Genomic DNA, 22,320 nt, shown 5'->3' with positions numbered 1-22,320 from the left:
GATTGTGTATGATGCTTAAATTGGTATTTTGATGATTACTTTGGTGCCCTTAGCACTACCGTTTTCATCAATTTTATCTATCATTTTTATAGGCTCAGTTGTTATTTTCAAACTTTCTAGCCTTTGTTTAGTAACCTCTATACCTCGCGATTTTTTACCTTCTGTTCGGGAATATCCGGACTGCACACCTGATTTTCTCCCTACACCCGTATCATCCACCTCGCAAATAACAACATCATCTTTCTTCTTGAAATTAACCTCTAGCATTTTAACCCCCTCTTTTTTAGGAAGCAACCCATGAATAATGGCATTCTCAACAAAGGGTTGTAAAATCATAAAAGGAACTTCTATAGAATTTTCATCCAAATCATCATGGATATTTATGGAATAAGAGAATACATTATCAAAACGAAGGGACTCCAGTTCTAAATAATCTTTGAGCATTTTAATTTCATCGGCCAACACCACATTATCCTCAATAGAACTCTCTAAGATATTACGCGTTAATCTTCCAAATTTGGACAAATATTTTAATGCCGAAACACTATCATTATTGGTAATAAAGCTTTGTATGGAACTTAAAGAATTAAAAATGAAATGAGGGTTTATTTGCGCTCTTAAAGCTTTGGTTTTGCTTATGTATGCTTCTTCTTTTAATTTAAATCTTTCTAAAAGTTGACGTTGTACTTTGTAATTTAAACCAAATACAAAAATTATGATTTCAATTGAAGTTCCAATGATAATATAATAGAAGCTATCAAGATATAATCCATCTTCAGGTGAAGCAAAATACATACGTGCCAATGAAAAAACAAGAAGGGAAAGAGTTGCAAAAAACACAAAATAAGCTAAGGGGTTTTTGGCCGCAAAAACTAAATATAATAACAAAGGGATTGCAGAGAAGAAATAGATTAAATATGTATAGTATAAATATTCATGCACATGAACATTATTAAGACAAAAAACTAGGATTGCAACAATTACTGCAATATTGAATACAACAATGGACTTTAATATTAGATGAAAAATTGGATAGTAGCTTTTTGTTCGCAAGTATTTTATTAAATAAAAAGCATAGATAATATTAGCTATAAAAAGCGTGCATTGTGAAAACCAATACTCTACCGAATAGTTGTTGTTAAAAACGAATTGATAAACTCCTAGTTTATATCCGCAAACATAGATGAAAAGAATAATGGTATAAAGTGAGTAGTACAAGAACTCTAATTTCCTTAACATAAGGAAAAATGAAAGACTCCAGAACCAAGCTAAAAAACAGATTCCAGCAAAAATATAATAAGGCACCAAGCTTCGTATATCCTTTTGGGAAAAGTTGTTATGTGATGTTGATGAGAGGCTAAAATTCCAATTCTTTATGGATTCATTGAATGTCACTCTTTTGATTTTCAGATATAAGAATTCGCTTCCTCTCAATTTATCTACATCAATTTTTACTTCTGAATAATAGTTATCATAAGCTATTCTCTCACCGATGGAGGTTTGATCAAAAAGGCCAATATTTTTTTTAGTGACCGTTTTATTCAAAAAATATATTTCGCCATAATCAAAGGAGTTATGCTTTAGAAAAAGGTCTTTATCCTCAAAATACCCCAATTCCTTCAGATGTAACCGAATCCAGTATATTTCATCTACCTCGGTTTTTTCTTCAAAACTGCCGGGGCTTCTAAAATCCTTCGAATTTCCCAATACGTCCTCAATGACTAGAGTATCATCATTTGTGCTATAAACTGAAAAGTTTAGAGATTGTTCTTTTGCCTGTTCTGTATGCTGGGAACTAACCTCTATGCACAAGCAAAGAATGACAAGAAAGTTTAGGGTAAATTTGATAAATGGTAGTTTTGGCTCAAGCCTATTTCAGTTTAAAAGTATCATATATTGATGACATTTTCAAAACTAGTTCAGAACATGGGACATTGGATTTGCCTTGTTCACAAATAACGATATCAATTTTAGAGCTTGGTTACAATAGTTTCCTAAATCTTAAGATTAAGCTAAATTATGTTTTCATGAACTTTTCGTGATACTTTTTAAAGTCGTTTGTAATGGACAAAGCATGAAATCATTAACCAAAATCCATTACATTTGATACTTCTTGGAAAAAATATGGCGGCACACGAACTTCATCCTGAAACTTGGGTAGACCAATATGCAGATTACCTGTTCAATTATGCAGTGGCCCGCGTAAGTGATGCAGAAATTGCTAAGGACTTAGTACAGGAAACCTTTTTTGCAGGCCTTAATTCGGCAAAAAACTATAAAGGGGATGCCGCGGAACGCACATGGCTTATTGCCATCTTAAAACGAAAGGTCATAGACCACTATCGCAAAATCAACTCTAAAAAAGGTAAAGCTGAAGTTAGAATCAACTATAGCGCCAATACGGATTCTGAGGGAGATTGGCTGGAAGAACAAGTGGCAGACCCATTTAGTAAGGATGGCGACAACACCATCGAAAATGAGGAATTGGGGTTGGCCATACAGGAATGCATCTCAAAATTACCAAAAAAACAATCCTTGGTTTTCAACATGAAAACCATACAAGGAATGAGCACTGAGGATATTTGTAATGAATTGGGAATTAATCCGTCCAACCTGTGGGTTATGATCCATAGGGCTAGAACTGCCTTAATGGGGTGTTTAAATCAAAATTGGTTTTAACTATGAAGATTTCATGCGAGGAGGCCTCGACAATATGCAACAAATCGCAATACAAAGAAGCTGGCTTTTGGGAAATTATGAAGCTTAAGTTGCATATTCTTATGTGCAAGACATGTGCAAAATTCACAAAACAAAACACTGCGTTAACATCACTTTGTGAGCGTGCTGGTTTGAATACACTTTCTGAAAGTGACAAAGAGGCGATGAAAAAAGATTTGGAAAAACACCTTTAATACAAGTTTTTTAACGACCAATAAATTCCAAACCATAGTATTGGAATTCCTTCTACCCAAAAAGAAGCAAAATATTTCCGCGGCACCCTATCTCTTTGCAGGAATACAATAATCAACAAAACACTGACCAAAAGTCGCATCGAGATTTCCACCCCAATCAAATTATCTTTGAGAAAAGTGAGAAGAAAAAATACAACCATCAATATAACTCCTAACATCCTAGTCTTATAGATTCCAAAAATTTGTGGAAGAGTTTTTATTTCAGGGTCGTCCCATTGCAAATCCCTAATCTCAAAGGGTAAAATCAACGCAACGACCAAAATAAACCGCTGTAAGAATAGTATTTTCAAATCCCAACTGATATCGAGTTCATTATCGAGAACAGGCAGTAAAACTGTAAAGCCAACCCACACCAATGCAACTATATATATCTTAAATCCTCCTAAACTTCTTAAATTCTTGGTTTTAGGCAATAATGGAATAGCATATAGACATGAAATCAAACCCAACCCAAGCACGGCCACCCATATTTTTCTGTCTAAGTGAATTAAAAAATAAACGGCCAACCCAAAACAGAAGAAACTTAAAGCCTGTATATTCTTATGGTAAGCATTCATTACCACAAGGTATTTTTTTGCTTCAACCCCATATTTCACAAAATTATAGCATACAATGGTGCCAAAAAAAACAAAGCCAAAAAGTGATAAATTTAAAGGAATCTCTAGCACAAGAGAAGTAACACCTAACAACGATATTACTGCCAAGGCCACATGAATACTGGCATTCAGATAAAAATTAAATATAAACCTTAGTGTTCGCATGCCCTGAATTCACTTTCCTAAACCAAAAGGTTAATTTGTAGTTAACAACTTTGGTTCCCAACAATTCAAAATTGCCCATTTTCATCGAATTAATCCCTAATTTTGTGCACTTTATTGGACAAAATATGAATACAGATGTGTTTGCCTCACGGCATATTGGTATTACCGAAAGAGATTTCCAACGCATGTACGAAATCGTTGGAGTCGAAAACATGGAGCAATTAATCTATGAAACCATTCCTGATGATATTAGGTTAAAAGAACCTTTGCAATTGCCGAAAGGTATTAGCGAACATGAATTCCTTACCCATGTTCAACAATTATCCGAAAAAAACAAGGTTTTCAAAACCTATATTGGGTTAGGGTACCATGAAAGTTTAACCCCTTCAGTGATTAAAAGAAATATTCTGGAAAATCCAGGGTGGTATACCGCCTATACCCCATATCAAGCGGAAATAGCACAAGGTCGTTTGGAAGCATTATTGAACTTCCAAACCATGGTTTCGGATTTAACAGGAATGGAACTGGCCAACGCTTCCCTTTTGGATGAGAGTACAGCTGCGGCAGAAGCCATGGCTATGTTGTTCGATGTTCGTTCCAGACAGCAAAAGAAAGCTGAAACCCTCAAGTTTTTTGTTTCTGAAGAAATTCTTCCCCAAACTCTAAGTTTGCTTCAAACCCGTTCTATTCCCATTGGCGTAGAATTGGTAGTTGGAAACCACGAGGAATTTGACTTTTCCAATGATTTTTATGGAGCACTATTGCAATACCCTGGAAAACATGGACAGGTACATGATTATGCAGATTTTGTGCAAAAAGCAAAAGCAAATGATATTAAAGTAGCAGTTGCTGCTGATATTTTGAGCTTGGTATTGCTTACCGCTCCAGGAGAATGGGGTGTTGATGTGGTTGTGGGAACCACACAACGTTTTGGTATTCCATTAGGTTATGGCGGCCCCCATGCTGCATTTTTTGCCACAAAAGAAGAGTATAAAAGAAGTATTCCCGGCAGAATTATAGGCGTGACCAAAGATACCGATGGAAACCCTGCACTGCGAATGGCATTGCAAACCAGGGAACAACATATAAAAAGGGACAAGGCAACATCCAATATTTGTACCGCACAAGTTTTATTGGCGGTTATGGCAGGAATGTATGCCGTTTACCATGGACCAGATGGATTAAAGTATATTGCTAAAAAAGTTCATGACCATACCAACCTTTTAGCACAAAGCCTTAAGGCTTTTGGTTTTGAGCAATTGAACACCTCGTTTTTTGACACCATAAAAGTTCGTGCTAAGAACGTTGAAAAATTAAAAGAGGTTGCGGAAAGTAAAGCCATAAACCTGAATTATATAGATTCGGAAACAGTCTCTATAGCATTAAACGAAGCATTTACGAATAATGACCTTAAACTTTTGCTTTCCTGTTTTGCTGAATCTCAAAATATCCAAAAAGACATTTCCCTATCCCAAAATGTAGAGGAAGTAATTCCTATGAATCTTCAACGTCAAACTCCATTTTTAGAACATGACGTATTCAATTCTTACCACTCCGAAACCGAGTTGATGCGTTACATCAAAAAACTGGAACGAAAGGATTTGGCCTTGAACCATTCAATGATTTCATTGGGAAGTTGTACTATGAAACTGAATGCAGCTTCGGAAATGCTTCCGTTGAGCTGGGCCAATTGGGGAAATATCCACCCTTTTGTGCCGCTTGATCAAGCAGAAGGTTATCAGATAATGCTAAAAGAACTGGAATCACAGCTTAATGTCATCACTGGGTTTGCGGCTACTTCCTTACAACCCAATTCTGGTGCCCAAGGTGAATATGCCGGTCTAATGACAATTCGCGCTTATCACGAATCAAGAGGGGAAGGCCACCGAAACATCTGTATTATCCCTGCATCTGCACATGGTACCAATCCAGCTTCTGCGGTTATGGCGGGGATGAAAGTTGTAGTTACAAAAACCGATGAAAAAGGAAACATTGACGTAGCGGATTTAGAGGAAAAAGTGAAGTTGCATGCTGAAAATTTGGCTGCGCTCATGGTTACCTATCCATCTACACATGGGGTATTCGAATCCTCCATTGTTAAAGTAACCCAGCTAGTTCATGATCATGGTGGACAAGTTTACATGGATGGTGCCAATATGAATGCCCAAGTTGGATTGACCAACCCGGCAACCATAGGTGCCGATGTTTGCCACCTTAATTTGCATAAAACATTTGCCATTCCTCATGGTGGTGGTGGGCCCGGAGTGGGCCCTATTTGTGTTGCAGAGCAATTAAAACCATTTCTTCCGTCAAATCCAGTTATTGAAACGGGAGGGGAAAAAGCCATTACAGCCATATCAGCAGCTCCATGGGGAAGTGCTTTGGTCTGTCTAATTTCCTATGGGTATATTAAAATGTTAGGGACTGAAGGCCTTACCAACTCTACCAAAATAGCTATTTTGAACGCAAACTACATCAAGGATAAGCTTAAAGGCAAATTTGAGGTTCTGTATTCTGGCGAAAAAGGAAGGGCTGCCCATGAAATGATCATTGATTGTAGACCTTTCAAAGTAAATGGGGTTGAGGTAACAGACATTGCCAAACGTTTAATGGACTACGGATTTCATGCACCCACGGTGTCTTTCCCGGTAGCAGGGACCATTATGATTGAGCCAACGGAAAGTGAAAGCCTTGCAGAGCTGGATAAGTTTTGCGACGCATTGTCAGCTATTCGTGAAGAAATTGATGAAGCCAATGCAGAAAATCCCAATAACGTGCTAAAAAATGCACCCCATACCTTGGAAATGATTACAAATGATATTTGGGAGTATCCTTACAGTAGGCAAAAGGCAGCTTTTCCGTTACCCTATGTTTCTGAAAACAAGTTTTGGCCAACCATTAGAAGAACAGATGAAGCTTTTGGGGATCGTAATTTAATTTGCACATGCACCCCTATTGAAGCTTATGCAGAAGTATAGCAAAACATCATGATTACTGACAAAAAGCCTTGGCCAAAAACACAAGCCAAGGCTTTTTTTGTAATCAAACCCCAAAGAAAACACCTTGAATATCATATACTATATCACTCGTATAAAATATCTTACCCATAGTTAATTATCTTACTTAGACAAAACCTCAACATGAAAATTGGCATTACTGGAACCGGAAGTTACATTCCATCGATTATCACTAAAAACGAAGATTTTTTGGAACATGAGTTTCTAGAGACGGATGGATCATCTTTTGCTTATGACAATGCCGTCATCATTGAAAAATTCAAATCCATTACCGGGATTGCCGAAAGAAGATACGCGGAACCAAATCTAAAAACCTCCGATCTTGGATATCTGGCCTCTGAAAAGGCCATAAAAGATGCTAAAATTGACAAGGAAGAACTGGATTACATCATCTTTGCACATAATTTTGGTGATGTTGCGCATGGTAAAATCCAAGGAGACACACTACCTAGCTTAGCAACAAGGGTTAAACATTTGTTGAAGATAAAAAACCCAAAGTGTGTAGCCTATGATATGCTTTTTGGATGCCCCGGATGGATAGAAGGAGTTATCCAAGCCAATGCTTTTATTAAAAGTGGATTAGCAAAAAAATGCTTGGTAATTGGGGGAGAAACCCTTTCAAGAGTCATTGACCAACATGATCGGGATAGTATGATCTATTCTGATGGTGCAGGTGCAGCAATCGTTGAAGGAAATACAAATTCAGGGGAGATTTTGAGTCATACCTCCGTTACACATGCAAACGGAGAAGCTTATCATTTGTTTTTTGATAAAACCTACAAAACAGACGGATGTCCAAATACAAGGTACATAAAAATGAATGGGCGTAAAATATATGAGTTTGCATGTACCAATGTACCCCAAGCAATGGCATCCTGTTTAAATGAGAGCGGAGTTGACATAAGCGACGTAAAAAAAATACTCATCCATCAAGCCAATGAAAAAATGGATGAAGCCATCATCAAACGGTTCTATAGGATATACGGTAAAGATGTTCCAGAAGGTATTATGCCCATGAGTATTCATAAACTAGGAAATAGTTCCGTCGCAACCATTCCAACACTATTCGATTTGGTCAGAAAAAGGGAATTGGAAGATCACGAAATTAAAAAGGGAGATGTTGTTATCTTTGCAAGTGTTGGCGCAGGAATGAACATCAACGCCATTGTATACCGATATTAAATGTACGAGAACAACTTTCCCAATAAAAGATACAAGCATACCTTAGAATTTTTACAAAAGCATATCAATACTTCTGAATCCATTTTAGATTTGGGAGTGGAGAATCCTTTTTCAGAAATTATGAAATCTAATGGTTATCAAGTTAAAAATACTGGAGGTGAAGATTTAGATGTAGATTTTGAAACCATTTTAGAATCAAACGACACAGTAGTAACTGCTTTTGAAATTTTTGAACATTTGGTGGCCCCTTTTAATGTGTTGAAAGAAATAAAAGCAAACAAATTGGTGGCCAGTATCCCAATGCGTTTATGGTTTTCATCGGCATACAAAAGTAAAACTGATCTTTGGGACCGTCATTACCACGAATTTGAGGACTGGCAGTTTGATTGGCTCTTGGAAAAAGCTGGTTGGACCATTAAAGATTCTGCCAAATGGACAAATCCTACCAAAAAAATTGGTATAAGACCTTTGCTCCGCTTGTTCACCAATAGGTATTATATCGTTTACGCGGAACGCAAATAACTTTGGGATTTATGGTTTGTTTTTTGGAATTTTAAGCTATGCGAATTAGCATTATCATCCCTGCACATAACGAAGCGGATTTTCTAAAGGAATGTCTGGATTCTTTCGTTTCCCAAACCCATATTCCTAATGAAGTTATCATAGTAGATGACAACTCAAGTGATGCCACCTTTAAAATTGCCACGGATTACGCCAAAAATTTTGGTTGGATAAAAGTGGTTCAACGAAAATCAATAGACGAACATGTTCCTGGGAAAAAAGTGGTTGATACCTTTAATTTTGGATTGAAATATGCTTCTGACCATAACTTGATAGGCAAATTTGATGCGGACATCATTCTCCCGCCAAATTATTTTGAGAGCGTTCTAAACCATTTTCAATCTAACTGGAAACTGGGCATGTGTTCTGGATTACTTTATATCAAAAAAGGAGAGAACTGGGTTTATGAGCATATTGCGGATAAAAATCATATACGTGGCCCCATTAAACTATACCACAAGGCCTGTTTTGATAAAATTGGGGGCCTTCTTTCGGGTGTAGGTTGGGATACCGTTGATGTGTTGCTTGCAAAATATCACAATTTTGAAGCTTTAACCGATACATCTTTACAGGTTAAACACCTCCGTCCCACAGGTCACGGTTATAGTACTAAAAAATATCAATCTAAGGGTGAAGCTCTTTATAAAATGCGATACGGCATAATCCTTACCAAAATAGCCGCATTGAAAATGGCATGGCAAGCCAAAAGTCCAAGACTTTATATTCAAATTATCATTGGTTATCTCAAGGCATCAATTAATCAATGCCCTCGTTTTGTAACATCAAAAGAAGGCGCTTTTATCAGAAAATATAGATGGCAAGGGATTGCACAAAAACTTCAGTAAATATCATTAAGCTCAAAATAAAGTAACCTATGGCTCGAAAAAAAGTTTTACTCTCTCGAATTTTCCCAAAATTGGCAACCCAACTTTTAGAAAAAGCGGGTTTTGAAGTTAAATCATGGGATAAAGAACATCCTATGGCTTACGAAGAGCTGACCAAAGCCGCACAAGATTGTGACGCTCTTTTTTGCACGCTAACAGATAAGATTGACAAAGCTTTTTTAAATTCTTGTTCCCATTTAGATATCATTACCCAATTTGCTGTTGGTTATGACAACATTGATATTGAAGAAGCTACTAAACTAGAAATTCCTATTGGATATGCTCCAAATGCCATGAATGAAGCCACTGCAGATATTGCTTTTGGATTGATGATTGCCACAGCACGCAAAATGTTCTTTATGAACCAGAAAATAAAGAATGGTGAATGGGGATATTTTGACCCTGTTGGGCATTTAGGATTAGAGCTAAAAGGTAAAACTGTTGGAATTCTGGGATTGGGACGAATTGGCATGGCCATGGCCAAACGATGCAAGGGAGCTTATGATATGGAAATCATATATCACAACAGAAGTTCTAACCCAACGGCGGAAAAAGAGTTAGGGGCCAAACTGGTAGATTTTGATACGTTGATATCCACAAGTGATGTGATTTCTGTTCATTGTGCCCTTACTCCAGAAACCCATGGTATTTTTAATAAAACCGTTTTTGATAAGATGAAATCCACAGCTTTGCTTATCAATACAGCTAGGGGAGCTATCCACAATGAAGAAGATTTAATCAACGCTTTGAAAAGCAAGAATATTTGGGGAGCTGGTTTAGATGTGACGAATCCAGAACCTATGAAACCCAACAACCCGCTTCTTAGTATGGAAAATGTATGTGTACTCCCACATATCGGTTCGGCCACTATTAATGCTAGAGAAGAGATGGCTAGAATGGGGGCCACTAACATCATTGACTTTTACAAGGAAGGAAAAGTGCCATATATTGTTAATCCTGAGGTGCTTTAAAGCTTATATCTTCATTTTAAAGAACTTATTGTCCGCAAATGACCATTGGTTATTTGAAACCGGTCATTCATCAATTGCCGTTATGTGTTTTACAAAAGGAGTTTACTTTTATCATACAACTTAGGTGTATTTGATTTTAAGAGCTGTTTGGAGATCAAAACCATGAGCTAAATATGTTTTCAAAATCGCTCATCTCATTATTTAAGAAATGGCCATGACGTCAAAAAATACAAAGCGCTATATGGTACTGTCATTTACTTTTTTAACAATAGTGCTTTCCATTATATCCTTATTGGCAATATTGATTACAGTATATGGGAATTATTGGAATCCATTATCAAACAATTTTGCGGAAATTCTTTGGACCACGAAAGGGTTTATTATTACAACCATATTTTCTGCAATTGCATTAATTGGTTTCATTCAAACCAAAAAGTTTGGAATTGTCTTTGGCCTCACCACCATTTCTATCGTTATCCTTGGAATTTTATTAGCATTTATTTTTGGATTGAATGGACCTATCAACAACATTGTCTTATTGGTTTTTGTTGTTTTAGCTACCATTGCAATTTTCATGCTTTGGAATATTTTGCAAATGGACGAAACCCGAAGTTTAAAACTCAACGATTACCTGTTAATATGCTTTATGGTTTTTACAGGCCTTATATCGCTCCCCTCTTTCTTTTTTAATTAAATTTTACATTCTTGGCCTACAGGTATAAATACTCTAATGATTATTTTAAAACCTCACCTATTGGCCTACCTGTAGTTCCGTTTGGAAAAGCAACCCCTAACAATGTGGCAATGGTTGGCGCAATATCGGGAATTTCTGTCCTGTTAGCAGTGCTACCTTTTTTAATACCCGTTCCATAGAATAACAATGGTACATGGGTATCGTAGATCATAGGGGAACCATGAGTGGATCCAGTTCTTCTGTAGTTCGCAAATCCAGGTCGTTGAACTATCCATACATTCCCTGATCGTTTTTGATTGTACCCGTTCTGAAGCAAATATGGTATTCCAGAAGTGTACTCATTCCGCCAAAGTTGATGTGCAGTATATACTTCGTTGGCTCCTTCATAACTTAAAAGTTCAAATGCAATTTCCTCTTCCACATCGTTCAAATCCATATCCAAATTGGCAATTACCTTATGGTCCAAAAATATCTGCATGCCAGAAATGTGTTTTACCAAATCCGTAGTTCCATACTTGTATTTTATAAATTCCGTAAACTTGGCTTTCATTTCATCCAAATCCAAATATCCGGCCGGAATTTTTTGATCTTGTAAATAGGCCGGTACATTTACCGCTCCATGATCGGCAGTCAAAAACACAGTATATTGCCCAGCTCCCACTTTTTGATCAAGCGTGTTCAGAATGCGCTCCAAATCTCTATCTAAACGCAAATAAACATCTTGGATTTCTTTGGAGTTTACCCCAAACTTATGACCAATGTAATCTGCGCTGGAAAAGCTTATAGCTAAGAAATCTGTTATAGCATCTGCACCCAAACCTTCCTTATCAAGAGCTTCAAGAGCAAAGTCTGCAGTAATAGTATTACCATAAGGTGTATATTTCAAAATTTCAAAATCCTTGGTTTTACTAAGCAGGTTTGGGGTGCTATGCGGAAATGTAGGGGTGGTCTCGTCCTCAAATAATCCTTCATAGCTATTATTGTCCGGTCCACTTTCCAAATACAAATTGATATCCTTTAAAGTAGTCCAAGGCTTTTTATAGGCCTCCACCCTATCTGATGCATTAAAATCTACCACCCATTGAGGTAATTGCTGCATATAGTAAGTACTACTTATCCATTTGCCACTATCACCCCCTTCAAACCAATATGCCGCATTTGCAGTATGTCCGCCAGGCAATACTGCTCCACGATCCTTTAGAGCTACGGCGATTACCTTTCCTCTTTTTTGTGTATGCAATCGCAGTTGATCTGTAATAGTGGTTGTTACCAAACGGTGCGGAGACATTTTCCCAGCATCTGATAATGTTCCTACCGACTCATAACCATCATCCGAAGCACAATACACTTCCTTATCCTGTGTTTTATCATACCAATTGTTACCAATAATACCATGGGTAGAAGGTGTAGTCCCGGTATAAACAGATGCATGGCCCGGCCCTGTGCTGGTTGGCGCATAATTAAAGTGATGATTTTTACAATTAAACCCTTGGTTAACCAACCGCTTAAAACCACCTTCTCCATAATGGCCCCAAAAACGAGTTAAATAATCATACCTCATTTGATCCACAACAACACCCACAACCAATTTTGGTGATTGTGCAATTTGAACAGGTATGGGCTCCAGAGCATTCTTTCCTCTTCGTTGCGCCGTGGATAAGTTTAAGCAAAAAAATGATACTAATAATACAAGCAGGTTGATTCTTTTCATGAATTGTATTTTGTTAAATAGAGACAAAACTATTCAATTATCTTTTTTAAAATTTAAATTCAAGGTTAAATGCACGGCAATATTCTTATTTTTATGGCTGCAAGTCTATTTTTAGTGCATGAATTATCTTGAAGCGATTGGGAAGTACTTCATCATGGTTTGGGAAGTATTTAAAAAACCTACCAAATGGCCAATCATGAGATCCCTTATTTTAAAGGAAATCGATGAACTGATATACGGTTCAATGGGTATCATCATCTTTATTGCCTTTTTTATTGGAGGTGTTGTTACCATTCAGACTGCACTTAACCTCAATAATCCGTTTTTACCCAAAAGTCTTATTGGTTTCGCTACCAGACAATCGGTTATCTTAGAATTTGCCCCCACTTTCACCTCAATAATTATGGCAGGAAAAGTGGGTTCATATATTACATCCAGTATAGGTACTATGCGGGTTACCGAACAAATAGATGCCTTGGAGGTCATGGGCGTCAACTCATTGAATTATTTAGTATTCCCCAAAATAATTGCCATGTTCATGTACCCCTTTGCTGTTGCAATTGCCATGTTCGTGGGAGTTTTGGGCGGATGGATCGCCGCAGTTTTTGGAGGCTATGCCCCAAGTGGTGAATTTATTAAAGGTTTACAAATGGAATTTGAGTCGTTCCATGTCACTTATGCATTCATCAAGACCCTAATATTTGCTTTTGTTATTGCCACAGTACCTTCTTTTCATGGTTTTTTTATGAAAGGTGGAGCTCTAGAGGTAGGTAAAGCAAGTACCACCGCCTTTGTATGGACCAGTGTAGTTATCATCATTTTGAATTATATCCTTACACAATTAATTTTAGGCTGATGATTGAAGTTGAAAACATCCACAAATCATTTGGAGATGCCCATGTACTGAAAGGGATTAGCACTGTTTTTGAAGATGGGAAAACCAACTTGGTCATTGGGCAAAGTGGCTCTGGAAAAACCGTTTTCCTGAAGTGTTTATTAGGTCTTTTTGAGCCAGATGAAGGGCAAATTTGCTATAATGGGCAGTTTTATTCTGAACTTTCCACTAGTGAAAGGCGAGATTTACGCCAAGAAATGGGCATGGTTTTTCAAGGAAGTGCCCTTTTTGATTCTATGACTGTGGAAGGCAATGTAATGTTCCCTTTGGATATGTTCACTAATCAAACCAAAGCAGAAATGCAAGATCGGGTCGATTTTGTACTGGAACGTGTCAACCTTATAGATGCCCATAAAAAGTATCCTTCAGAAATCTCTGGGGGTATGCAAAAGCGTGTGGCCATTGCTCGTGCCATTGTTATGAATCCCAAGTATTTGTTTTGTGACGAGCCCAATTCGGGCCTTGACCCCAAAACAGCTATATTGATTGACAATCTAATCCAAGAAATCACCAAAGAATATAACATTACCACAATTATCAACACTCACGATATGAACTCGGTTATGGAGATTGGTGAAAAAATCATTTTTCTAAAAGATGGTTTTAAGGAATGGGAAGGCACAAATAAGGAAATCTTTAAAACGGACAATGAAGCGGTTACCAATTTTGTCTATTCTTCAGAGCTTTTCAAAAAGGTACGCCAAATGTATATTGAGGAACGGAACTAACTGCAATCACATTTCTATAATGTCTGAAAATCACTCAGCTTCTTTCATTACAATTGTACTATCCTGAAGTCTAACCTTGAGCCACGTCAACATTTTTTTGGCGTCGCTCTCCTTTTGATTTTTTTGAATTCCATTTTTCCATTTCACCTCAAAAACAGGAACAGTATCTTGCTTTTTAAAGTCGGTTTGGATTTGATAGGAAAAACCCAAGCCTTCAATATTTCCATAATTGGCTTTTGCTTCCGCACTAATATTGCTGAAAGGAATCTGTTTTCCTGCATTTTTGGTCAAGGTGGCCACTTCCTCTTCCAACAATCGTATTTGCTCATCCTTGTTCAACAATTCGGCTTTGTTTTTTTCATAAAGCTCACTTACATAATTGAACTTTTCTTCAGAATCATCCTTACCACCCTGTAAAATCTTAAACTGGGCATCCTTTAATCTGGAATATTCATTCTTCTGGACCCTCCAAGTATTGATGACATTTTCAGGAATCAATTCATCTCCCATACAAACTAATTCAATTAAAGGAGTTTCTCCCTTATTGAATTCCAATTTGGTTAAATTATCCACGTATCGCCCAGATTCATTAAACTGATAGACTTCAATAGTTTCTTTTAGGAATTCTTGTGCTTGCTTCTTAAAAAGTGATTCTTGAAAAACCTGATAAAAGGTAAATCCAGCAGGAATCATAACTAAAATTCCAGTAATGGACGCTACGCGAGCAATAAATCGTCTTCGTTGCGAATTGGCATACCGCACCATTGGAAATCGTAGAAACTTAATGACCAAAAAAGTGGCCAAGCCAATAAAAATGGTGTTGATAATGAAAAGATACATTGCTCCAGCGGCATACCAAGGTTTACCTATCGCTAAACCGAAACCAACCGTACACAACGGTGGCATAAGTGCCGTGGCAATGGCAACGCCAAAAATAACACTGGCAATAGTACCTTTTTTGGCTCTTGCAATAACCAAGGCCAAACCACCAAAAAATGCAATCAGCACATCTCGGATATCAGGTTTTGTCCTAGCTAAAAGTTCCGAAGATTCATCCCGCAGTGGAAATAGATAAAAGAATAAGAACGCCGTGAACACACTTAAAACCACCATGACAGTGAAATTCTTAAGAGATCTGCGTAGGGTATCAATATCGTTGATTGCCAAAGACATACCCATGCCCAAAATGGGGCCCATCAAAGGAGAAATTAACATGGCACCGATAACAACAGCAGTAGAGTTGGCGTTCAACCCAATGGAAGCAATAAAGATGGAACAAATTAAAATCCAGGATGTATGCCCCTTAAAGGGAATATCAACTATGATTGACTCCTTAGTTGCCGCGGCATCCGTGTTGGTCCTAATCTCCAAAAGCTCGGAAAGGAACTTCCGAATACTACCTAAAAGTCCTTTAAAATCTTTTTTTACTTCATCTCCGCTATCCTTACCGGGTGAGTTTTCCCCTTCCGTAAACAAATGCTCACTCATAATTACGCGTATTCATCGCCAAACCTTTCTTTTACTTGATTCAGCACTTCTTTAATATTCTGCTGTTTGGATTTGGGGTAAATCAGCAATACCTCCTCCTTATCTACAATAATATAATCCTTTAATCCGTCCACAACCACGATTTTCCCCTTCGGGGAACGAATCATATTTCCTTTGGCATCTTCCAATAACACCTTTCCGTTTACAACCGCATTTTCATCTTCATCTTTATTTAGCTTCTCATACAAAGCTCCCCAAGTTCCCAGGTCATTCCAATCAAAAGTGGCAGGCAACGTAAAAATGGCTTTGGACTTCTCCAAGATAGCATAATCTATAGAGATGTTATCAGCCTTAGGATAATTTTCCTGTATAAAAGCTTGTTCTTCCACCGTGTTATAACAAGAAACACCTCGCTCGAACAACTCATATTGTTTAGGCTGATAATTTTTGAATGCATTTACTATCGTGTTCACCCCCCACATAAAAATCCCCGCATTCCAAAGAAAATTACCCTGTGCCAAGAACTCCTTGGCCGTTTCATAATCGGGTTTCTCTCTAAACTGAGACACTTTTTTCAGGTTTTTGTCACTCCCTTTTTCAAATTCTATATACCCAAAACCCGTATTTGGAAAAGTTGGTTGAATCCCCAAAGTACACAACACTTCTTCCTTCCCACATTTATCAAAACAAGCTGTTACATTATCTTCAAAAGATTGTTCATCTTCTATCCAATGATCACTGGGTGCCACAATCATTACCGCATTGGGGTTCATCTTCTGAATTTTGAGTGAGGCATATAAAATGCAAGGGGCTGTATTGCGCATGGCAGGCTCCAAGACCACTTGCTCTTGTTTTACCTTTGGTAATTGCTCCAAGACCAAATCGTTGTAGCGTTCATTGGTCAGAATCAAGATATTTTCTGTTGGGATAAAACGGTTAAGGCGATCAAAAGTTTTTTGAATTAGGGTCTTCCCAGCTCCCAGCATATCATGAAACTGTTTTGGGTTTGATGATGTGCTGACAGGCCAAAAACGAGACCCTACACCTCCGGCCATTAGTATTGCGTAATAATTTTTGTTCATTTTCGCTTTTTCTTTTCCTTAAAAAGGTGGTTCTATTTGTGCATTCTTAATCAGCTCTACTTCGGCATTTGGTTGGAACAAATATAACCTGCCCGAAGCCAATTCTACACACTCATATCTTTTTACTCTTTTTTGTCCTTTCTTAAACAATTTACCATTATACAGTCGAAAGGTACTACCCATGGGTAGTTCATACACATAGCTATTTTTGCGCTCCTCTTCATCAAAAGCCTTTAGTGCAATAGACAAACGTGCATCTGTACTACTACTTGCCTTTGGATTTTTAAAATGATTTGCAATTACGGGCAATAGTTGGGACGGAAATACTTCTGGTCGTATAAAGGGTACCATTAAATGTTGAAAGGTTCGCTTCCATTCCAAGCCATGGGGCTTGATTCTGCGTCCGTATTTTTCAAAAGCCACCAAATGGGCAATCTCATGAATCAGTGTTATTAAAAACCGGTATTTATTTAGTGATGCATTGACTGTAATTTGGTGCAGACCATTCGCAAGCCTTCTATAATCACCATGCCTAGTTACCCTATGGTTTACAATCTTCAAATGCACAGCATGGGTTTTGACAAGCTCAAAACAAGGTTCAACTGCGCGTTCGGGCAAATATTTTTGTAAAGTATCACTCACTCTAACAAAGTTATAAGTTGATTTCTTTTGAGCAGAAAAATCCAAAGTTATTTTATCTAAATTTATCTAATTGAGTAAAATACCTGAATGATGTTACAAATTGACAACGCCAAAATTCTAAAAGGGACCAAATTCTGGATACTTCCGTTAATCATTGTAATTGGAATGTTTGCATGCAAACAACCTACTCCAAAGTCCATTTTTCAAAAACCAAATATCATCTTAATTATGACAGATGACCAAGGATGGTATGATGTTGGTTTTAATGGGAACAGTAAAATAAAAACTCCTTGTTTAGATTCGCTTGCCGCAAATGGTATTATTCTCGATAGATTTTATTCAGCATCTGCTGTTTGCTCTCCCACAAGAGCCAGTTTAATTACCGGAAGAAACTCTTTGAGAATGGATATTCCATATGCCAATACCGGACATTTAAAAGAAGAGGAAATTACCATTCCGGAAATCCTGCAGAAAGAAGGGTATGTAACCGGTCATTTTGGTAAATGGCATTTAGGAACGCTAACAAAACAGGTTCCAGATGCAAATAGAGGTGGAAAGGCAGAATTCACTGATGACTATAGCATTCCCTCTGAGCATGGTTATGATGAATATTTCAGCACAGAATCCAAAGTGCCAACGTATGACCCCATGATTCTTCCTTCTGTTTTTGAAGAAGGAGAAAGCAAAAGGTATGGATGGAGGTCAATAGAAAATCAAGAATCGACAAAAGCATATGGTACTGCATACTGGAATGGAGAAAATCAAAAAGTGTCTAAAAACTTAAAAGGAGATGATTCCCGTATTATTATGGACCGTGTAATTCCTTTTATTGATGATTCCTATAAAGCCAACAAACCATTTTTTACAACAATATGGTTCCATACTCCACATTTACCAGTAGTAAGTGACAGTATTCACCGAGGCCATTACAGTAACTTGGATTTACCAGAGCAGATTTATTATGGAACTCTAACCGCAATGGATGAGCAAATTGGTAGACTGTGGAAAAAGTTAAAAGAAAATGAATTGGATAAAAATACCATCATTTTCTTTTGTAGCGATAATGGTCCAGAGTTTAAGACACCTGGTAGCGCAGGTGTTTTTAGAGGACAAAAAAGAAGCTTGTATGAAGGAGGAGTGAGGGTTCCTGCTTTCGTGGTATGGAAAGATCATTTAAAAGGAGGTATGCGGAAGGATTTTCCAGCTGTCACTAGTGATTACATGCCTACCATACTTGATATCTTAGACATAGAATATCCTGACAATAGGCCTATTGACGGCACTAGCATACTTGACGCTCTTGTAGATAATGAAACTGAAAGAGAAAAACCAATTGGCTTTATTTGTGAACCACACATTTCATGGGTAACACAGCAATATAAATTGATAGGGGATTTGGAAAATGGGAATTATGAACTGTATGATATATTGAATGATAAATCAGAAAAGAAAAATATTGCCGAACAAAATCAAGAACTGACAAATCAACTTATTCAAGATTTGTCCAACTGGAAGGCATCGGTAGAAAACAGTAACAAGGGCATTGATTACAATTAGTATTCAGACAACGTTTCTGAAAAATCACAAGTAGGCTTTTGTGTTTTTTTAGTGGGAATCGCGTAAAATGTGGCATTTTTCTTAATTACGATCTGTAATCGCCGTGTCATATCTTCGACTATACGGCTTGAATTGCACAATGTTTTTAAACTGGATTTTGTCAAATGATATTTGTTCTTCTTTTTATTGCCGCTGGATTTCTTGCTTATAGTAATGGTGCCAATGATAATTTTAAGGGTGTTGCCACCTTATTTGGCAGCGGAACCACCAATTACAAAAAAGCTATCAATTGGGCCACAATAACCACTTTTTCGGGTTCAGTTGCTGCAATCTTTTTAGCAAGTACCTTGGTAAAGAACTTTTCAGGAAAGGGTCTTGTGCCAGACACTCTAATTCAATCCCCAGAGTTTGCCATTTCAATAGCCCTTGGAGCCGCACTTACCGTTTTTATGGCCACAAAAATAGGAATGCCCATCTCTACCACCCATAGTTTGGTGGGAGCATTATTCGGGAGTGGTGTCGTAGCCGTAGGAAGTGCTTTTAATTTTGCCAAACTGGGCAATACTTTTTTAATGCCCTTAATCGTGAGTCCTCTGATGGCTGCAATAGTGAGTTTGATTGTATACATCATTTTTAAACGTTTACGGATTGCCATGGGTGTAACTAAGGAAACAAGTGCCTATATCGGGGAAGAAAAAGTTATGATAGCAAAGCCATTACATACTGAAAGTTATGACGCTGCCGTGGAAACCAAACAAAAAACATTACTAATAAGTAAAGAACAGGAGTTTGCAAATAGATACGAAGGAAATTTTGTAGGTATAAATGCTCAAAAAGTATTGGATACCGCTCATTATTTAAGTGCCGGAGTTGTGAGCTTTGCTCGAGGGCTTAACGATACTCCAAAAATTGTAGGTTTACTTATTGTAATCAATTCCTTAGACATTAAATGGGGAATGATTGCAGTAGCTATAGCCATGGCAGTTGGTGGATTACTAAATGCAAAGAAAGTAGGAGAAATGATGAGCAAAAAAATTACTCCAATGAACAGTGGCCAAGGGTTTACCGCAAATTTGGTCACGGGAATTTTGGTTACCACAGCCAGTGTTCACGGACTACCTGTTTCTACCACACATGTTAGCGTTGGTTCTATTTTTGGAATTGGGACCGTTACCAAAAAAGCCAATATTAAGGTGGTTAGTAACATTCTCTTATCTTGGCTTTTGACTTTGCCTATAGCAGCTTTATACAGTGCAACTGTTTATTGGTTACTTCTTACTTTCAAATAGAAACACTAAAACAATATTTCCAAAATTGAAAAAAATGCTGAATTAAGGAGTGCTATTACTCACTTGTAACATTTTTCCATTGTAAAGTTTGTTTCCGGTAAGAGCAAAGTCCTTAACATATGTAGCCATTTGCAAGGCGGTAACCGGTGCCTGATAACCCGGAAATGCTTCTTCCAACATTTCTGTTTGTACTGCACCTAGTGCCAAAACATTAAAACTAGGACCTGTTTCCTTAAATTCTTCAGCCCAAAGTTCGGTCAAGGTAATTACAGCTCCCTTACTGGAACTATACGCAGAGAGTCCCGGAAATTTTGCGCTGCCCTGCACCCCGCCCATGGAACTAATGGTAACTACATGTCCATTCTTACCCATTTTGGGAAGCACGGTACGAGTCATTTCGGCCACGCCAAACACATTTACTTTGTAAACTGATTCAAATTCTTTTGGGGACGTTTCCAAAAAAGGTTTGTTCAGCAAACTCCCTGCATTGTTAATCAGTACGTCCACCTTGTCCCATTGTTGGAGAAAGTCAGTTAGCTTTTGAAAATCGGCAGGATTGGATATATCAAAAGGTATTACATGCACGTTGGAGAAGTTTAAATCAGCTGTGGGTTTTTCATTTCTGGACAGCGCCAAAACTTGGTGTCCTTCCTTAGCAAAAAGCTGAACCAATTCAAAACCGATGCCTCTACTTGTTCCTGTTATGATGATGTTTGCCATATAAAAACCTCTCGACTGCGCTAGAGGTGACATTTAATTAATTCTACTGTCATTCCTATGAAAATGGGAATCCAAAACACCCTTCAAAAGGCAATTATTTTGAATTTATCTTTACTTCTTGTGTTGGTGCATTAGCAATTCCTTCCAAAACGGGCAGTAATTTATTCACCAAAGTAGCCATATGGTCAAAATCCATTAAGTCTATTTCGTCACCCACTTTGTGGTAGTGATTAAAATTGGTGAAATCAAACGTGCAATAGGTATGCGATGGCACCCCAAATTCTTTATGGAACGGATAGTTATCGGAACGTTGGAAGAGGTTGTATTCCTTTGCCGTAGGTAAAAATCCAACCAAATTCTCCTTGGCATAGTTATTACAAATAGCTGCTAAATTAGAATTATCATAACCTGTGATGTATACAAAGTATTCCTTCCCTTGTAACGGAACCCCTGTCATTTCAAAATTGAGCATCGAGTACAGGTTCAAATTTTGTTCTTTTAGCTTTTTAGCTAAATGCTCAGACCCCAACAAACCCTTTTCCTCTGCGCTGAAGAGCGCAAAAATCAAACTTCGTTTGTTATTCTTTTTGGTTCCAAAATAACGTGCCAACTCCATCACAGTAGTAGTTCCAGAAGCATTATCATTGGCACCATTGGCAATATAATCTCCATCTTCAGGTGCAATGGTGCCAATATGATCATAATGTGCTCCAATTAGAATGTACTCGTTCTTTAGGGTTAGATCATTGCCCTCCACAACACCTACAACATTATAAGCTGTCTCTTTAAAGTTGGTAAGGGTATCACGATAGGAATCAAAATAGGGTTTAACTTGATAACTTTTAAAATAATTTTCAATGTATGTAGCGGCCATTTCTATGCCTTCGCTACCTGAATCACGCCCTTTAAGATCGTCAGAAGCAAGATATTTCATTATATCACCTACGCGTTCGGCATTGGTAAATGCCTTTTCTGTTGAAGCAACCGTCTTAACTTCGGATGAGGCTGCAACCACACTTCCCTTTACACCTTCAGGACCTGATGCCGAGGTTGTTTTTGTTTCCACCAGTTGCGTGGAACCACAGCTTATGGCAAGTAGGGTTCCAAAAACATAGAAAAGTTTTTTCATTGTATTCGTTTTTTGATTTTTTTTAAAGATAAAAAAA

At 37.6% G+C, this 22,320-nt stretch carries 20 protein-coding genes; 12 read left to right on the top strand and 8 right to left on the bottom strand.

The window, feature by feature from the left end; genetic code table 11:
- Positions 1–15: 15 nt before the first annotated feature.
- Positions 16–1,812, bottom strand: a complete 1,797-nt coding sequence (locus CRO15_RS16660; RefSeq protein ID WP_097046991.1) for a sensor histidine kinase — start codon at positions 1,810–1,812, stop codon at positions 16–18.
- Positions 1,813–2,124: 312 nt separating this feature from the next.
- Here CRO15_RS16660 and CRO15_RS16650 point away from each other — a divergent pair, with 312 nt between their 5' ends.
- Together CRO15_RS16650 and CRO15_RS16645 are read left to right on the top strand one after the other, a co-directional pair.
- Entirely contained in the window at positions 2,125–2,679 is a 555-nt protein-coding gene (locus tag CRO15_RS16650; protein WP_097046989.1) for a sigma-70 family RNA polymerase sigma factor, read from the top strand.
- Between the two features lie 2 nt (positions 2,680–2,681).
- A complete protein-coding gene (locus CRO15_RS16645) occupies positions 2,682–2,912 on the top strand; it encodes a hypothetical protein (RefSeq protein WP_097046988.1) in 231 nt (76 codons plus the stop codon).
- Here CRO15_RS16645 and CRO15_RS16640 read toward each other — a convergent pair.
- Complete coding sequence (locus tag CRO15_RS16640; protein ID WP_097046987.1) at positions 2,909–3,733, bottom strand: UbiA prenyltransferase family protein; 825 nt, start codon at positions 3,731–3,733, stop codon at positions 2,909–2,911. The genes CRO15_RS16645 and CRO15_RS16640 overlap by 4 nt on opposite strands.
- Positions 3,734–3,858: 125 nt before the next feature.
- Between CRO15_RS16640 and gcvP the strand changes: the two genes are divergently transcribed.
- The 6 genes from gcvP (at position 3,859) to CRO15_RS16610 (ending at position 11,042) form a co-directional block, all read left to right on the top strand.
- Positions 3,859–6,711, top strand: a complete 2,853-nt coding sequence (gene gcvP, locus CRO15_RS16635) for an aminomethyl-transferring glycine dehydrogenase (protein WP_097046986.1) — start codon at positions 3,859–3,861, stop codon at positions 6,709–6,711.
- 162 nt (positions 6,712–6,873) lie between these two features.
- Entirely contained in the window at positions 6,874–7,932 is a 1,059-nt protein-coding gene (locus CRO15_RS16630; RefSeq protein ID WP_097046985.1) for a 3-oxoacyl-ACP synthase III family protein, read from the top strand.
- Positions 7,933–8,454 (top strand): class I SAM-dependent methyltransferase, encoded by a 522-nt coding sequence (locus CRO15_RS16625; protein WP_097046984.1) that lies wholly within the window; start codon positions 7,933–7,935, stop codon positions 8,452–8,454.
- Between the two features lie 38 nt (positions 8,455–8,492).
- Positions 8,493–9,338 carry a glycosyltransferase family 2 protein gene (locus CRO15_RS16620; RefSeq protein WP_097046983.1) on the top strand — a complete coding sequence of 282 codons (846 nt, stop codon included), beginning with the start codon at positions 8,493–8,495 and terminating at the stop codon, positions 9,336–9,338.
- Between the two features lie 29 nt (positions 9,339–9,367).
- Positions 9,368–10,348, top strand: coding sequence for a 2-hydroxyacid dehydrogenase (locus CRO15_RS16615; RefSeq protein WP_097046982.1), 981 nt, complete (start codon positions 9,368–9,370; stop codon positions 10,346–10,348).
- A gap of 214 nt (positions 10,349–10,562) precedes the next feature.
- Positions 10,563–11,042 carry a hypothetical protein gene (locus CRO15_RS16610; protein ID WP_133067268.1) on the top strand — a complete coding sequence of 160 codons (480 nt, stop codon included), beginning with the start codon at positions 10,563–10,565 and terminating at the stop codon, positions 11,040–11,042.
- A 40-nt stretch (positions 11,043–11,082) separates the two neighbouring features.
- Here the strand turns inward: CRO15_RS16610 and pafA are convergent, their stop codons facing one another.
- Complete coding sequence (gene pafA, locus CRO15_RS16605) at positions 11,083–12,753, bottom strand: alkaline phosphatase PafA (RefSeq protein WP_097046980.1); 1,671 nt, start codon at positions 12,751–12,753, stop codon at positions 11,083–11,085.
- Positions 12,754–12,871: 118 nt separating this feature from the next.
- Here pafA and CRO15_RS16600 point away from each other — a divergent pair, with 118 nt between their 5' ends.
- Both CRO15_RS16600 and CRO15_RS16595 read left to right on the top strand, forming a co-directional pair.
- Positions 12,872–13,609 carry an MlaE family ABC transporter permease gene (locus tag CRO15_RS16600; RefSeq protein WP_097046979.1) on the top strand — a complete coding sequence of 246 codons (738 nt, stop codon included), beginning with the start codon at positions 12,872–12,874 and terminating at the stop codon, positions 13,607–13,609.
- Positions 13,609–14,376 (top strand): ABC transporter ATP-binding protein, encoded by a 768-nt coding sequence (locus CRO15_RS16595; RefSeq protein ID WP_097046978.1) that lies wholly within the window; start codon positions 13,609–13,611, stop codon positions 14,374–14,376. The genes CRO15_RS16600 and CRO15_RS16595 overlap by 1 nt, the downstream gene beginning before the upstream one ends.
- Positions 14,377–14,406: 30 nt before the next feature.
- Here the strand turns inward: CRO15_RS16595 and CRO15_RS16590 are convergent, their stop codons facing one another.
- The 3 genes from CRO15_RS16590 to CRO15_RS16580 are packed head-to-tail and all read right to left on the bottom strand — an operon-like array spanning position 14,407 to position 17,588.
- Positions 14,407–15,864 carry a DUF389 domain-containing protein gene (locus tag CRO15_RS16590; RefSeq protein WP_097046977.1) on the bottom strand — a complete coding sequence of 486 codons (1,458 nt, stop codon included), beginning with the start codon at positions 15,862–15,864 and terminating at the stop codon, positions 14,407–14,409.
- 2 nt (positions 15,865–15,866) lie between these two features.
- Complete coding sequence (locus tag CRO15_RS16585; protein WP_097046976.1) at positions 15,867–16,946, bottom strand: mannose-1-phosphate guanylyltransferase; 1,080 nt, start codon at positions 16,944–16,946, stop codon at positions 15,867–15,869.
- An 18-nt stretch (positions 16,947–16,964) separates the two neighbouring features.
- On the bottom strand, positions 16,965–17,588 hold the full coding sequence (locus tag CRO15_RS16580) for a SprT-like domain-containing protein (protein ID WP_097047157.1): 624 nt from the start codon (positions 17,586–17,588) through the stop codon (positions 16,965–16,967).
- A gap of 87 nt (positions 17,589–17,675) precedes the next feature.
- Between CRO15_RS16580 and CRO15_RS16575 the strand changes: the two genes are divergently transcribed.
- Both CRO15_RS16575 and CRO15_RS16570 read left to right on the top strand, forming a co-directional pair.
- A complete protein-coding gene (locus CRO15_RS16575; protein ID WP_243397006.1) occupies positions 17,676–19,145 on the top strand; it encodes a sulfatase family protein in 1,470 nt (489 codons plus the stop codon).
- A gap of 164 nt (positions 19,146–19,309) precedes the next feature.
- Complete coding sequence (locus CRO15_RS16570) at positions 19,310–20,434, top strand: inorganic phosphate transporter (RefSeq protein WP_097046975.1); 1,125 nt, start codon at positions 19,310–19,312, stop codon at positions 20,432–20,434.
- Positions 20,435–20,476: 42 nt separating this feature from the next.
- Here the strand turns inward: CRO15_RS16570 and CRO15_RS16565 are convergent, their stop codons facing one another.
- Positions 20,477–21,154, bottom strand: a complete 678-nt coding sequence (locus tag CRO15_RS16565) for an SDR family NAD(P)-dependent oxidoreductase (RefSeq protein ID WP_097046974.1) — start codon at positions 21,152–21,154, stop codon at positions 20,477–20,479.
- A 94-nt stretch (positions 21,155–21,248) separates the two neighbouring features.
- The gene (locus CRO15_RS16560) at positions 21,249–22,283 is read right to left on the bottom strand and encodes a M28 family metallopeptidase (RefSeq protein WP_097046973.1); all 1,035 of its coding nucleotides are present in this window, start codon (positions 22,281–22,283) and stop codon (positions 21,249–21,251) included.
- Positions 22,284–22,320 lie beyond the last annotated feature (37 nt).

It is taken from the genome of Flagellimonas pacifica, assembly GCF_900215465.1.
In the GTDB taxonomy this organism is placed as follows: Bacteria; Bacteroidota; Bacteroidia; order Flavobacteriales; family Flavobacteriaceae; genus Flagellimonas; species Flagellimonas pacifica.
Note: the sequence above shows the minus strand (reverse complement) of the source record. Positions and strands in the feature narration are given on the sequence as shown.

Bases quoted from the DNA above. Each gene is read 5' to 3' on its own strand.
- CRO15_RS16590 (WP_097046977.1), bottom strand. From the start codon at position 15,864: ATGAGTGAGCATTTGTTTACGGAAGGGGAAAACTCACCCGGTAAGGAT.
- CRO15_RS16595 (WP_097046978.1), top strand. From the start codon at position 13,609: ATGATTGAAGTTGAAAACATCCACAAATCATTTGGAGATGCCCATGTA.
- CRO15_RS16650 (WP_097046989.1), top strand. From the start codon at position 2,125: ATGGCGGCACACGAACTTCATCCTGAAACTTGGGTAGACCAATATGCA.
- CRO15_RS16645 (WP_097046988.1), top strand. From the start codon at position 2,682: ATGAAGATTTCATGCGAGGAGGCCTCGACAATATGCAACAAATCGCAA.
- CRO15_RS16615 (WP_097046982.1), top strand. From the start codon at position 9,368: ATGGCTCGAAAAAAAGTTTTACTCTCTCGAATTTTCCCAAAATTGGCA.
- CRO15_RS16560 (WP_097046973.1), bottom strand. From the start codon at position 22,283: ATGAAAAAACTTTTCTATGTTTTTGGAACCCTACTTGCCATAAGCTGT.
- pafA (WP_097046980.1), bottom strand. From the start codon at position 12,753: ATGAAAAGAATCAACCTGCTTGTATTATTAGTATCATTTTTTTGCTTA.
- CRO15_RS16565 (WP_097046974.1), bottom strand. From the start codon at position 21,154: ATGGCAAACATCATCATAACAGGAACAAGTAGAGGCATCGGTTTTGAA.
- CRO15_RS16570 (WP_097046975.1), top strand. From the start codon at position 19,310: ATGATATTTGTTCTTCTTTTTATTGCCGCTGGATTTCTTGCTTATAGT.
- gcvP (WP_097046986.1), top strand. From the start codon at position 3,859: ATGAATACAGATGTGTTTGCCTCACGGCATATTGGTATTACCGAAAGA.
- CRO15_RS16630 (WP_097046985.1), top strand. From the start codon at position 6,874: ATGAAAATTGGCATTACTGGAACCGGAAGTTACATTCCATCGATTATC.
- CRO15_RS16600 (WP_097046979.1), top strand. From the start codon at position 12,872: ATGAATTATCTTGAAGCGATTGGGAAGTACTTCATCATGGTTTGGGAA.
- CRO15_RS16620 (WP_097046983.1), top strand. From the start codon at position 8,493: ATGCGAATTAGCATTATCATCCCTGCACATAACGAAGCGGATTTTCTA.
- CRO15_RS16610 (WP_133067268.1), top strand. From the start codon at position 10,563: ATGACGTCAAAAAATACAAAGCGCTATATGGTACTGTCATTTACTTTT.
- CRO15_RS16575 (WP_243397006.1), top strand. From the start codon at position 17,676: ATGATGTTACAAATTGACAACGCCAAAATTCTAAAAGGGACCAAATTC.
- CRO15_RS16640 (WP_097046987.1), bottom strand. From the start codon at position 3,733: ATGCGAACACTAAGGTTTATATTTAATTTTTATCTGAATGCCAGTATT.
- CRO15_RS16625 (WP_097046984.1), top strand. From the start codon at position 7,933: ATGTACGAGAACAACTTTCCCAATAAAAGATACAAGCATACCTTAGAA.
- CRO15_RS16585 (WP_097046976.1), bottom strand. From the start codon at position 16,946: ATGAACAAAAATTATTACGCAATACTAATGGCCGGAGGTGTAGGGTCT.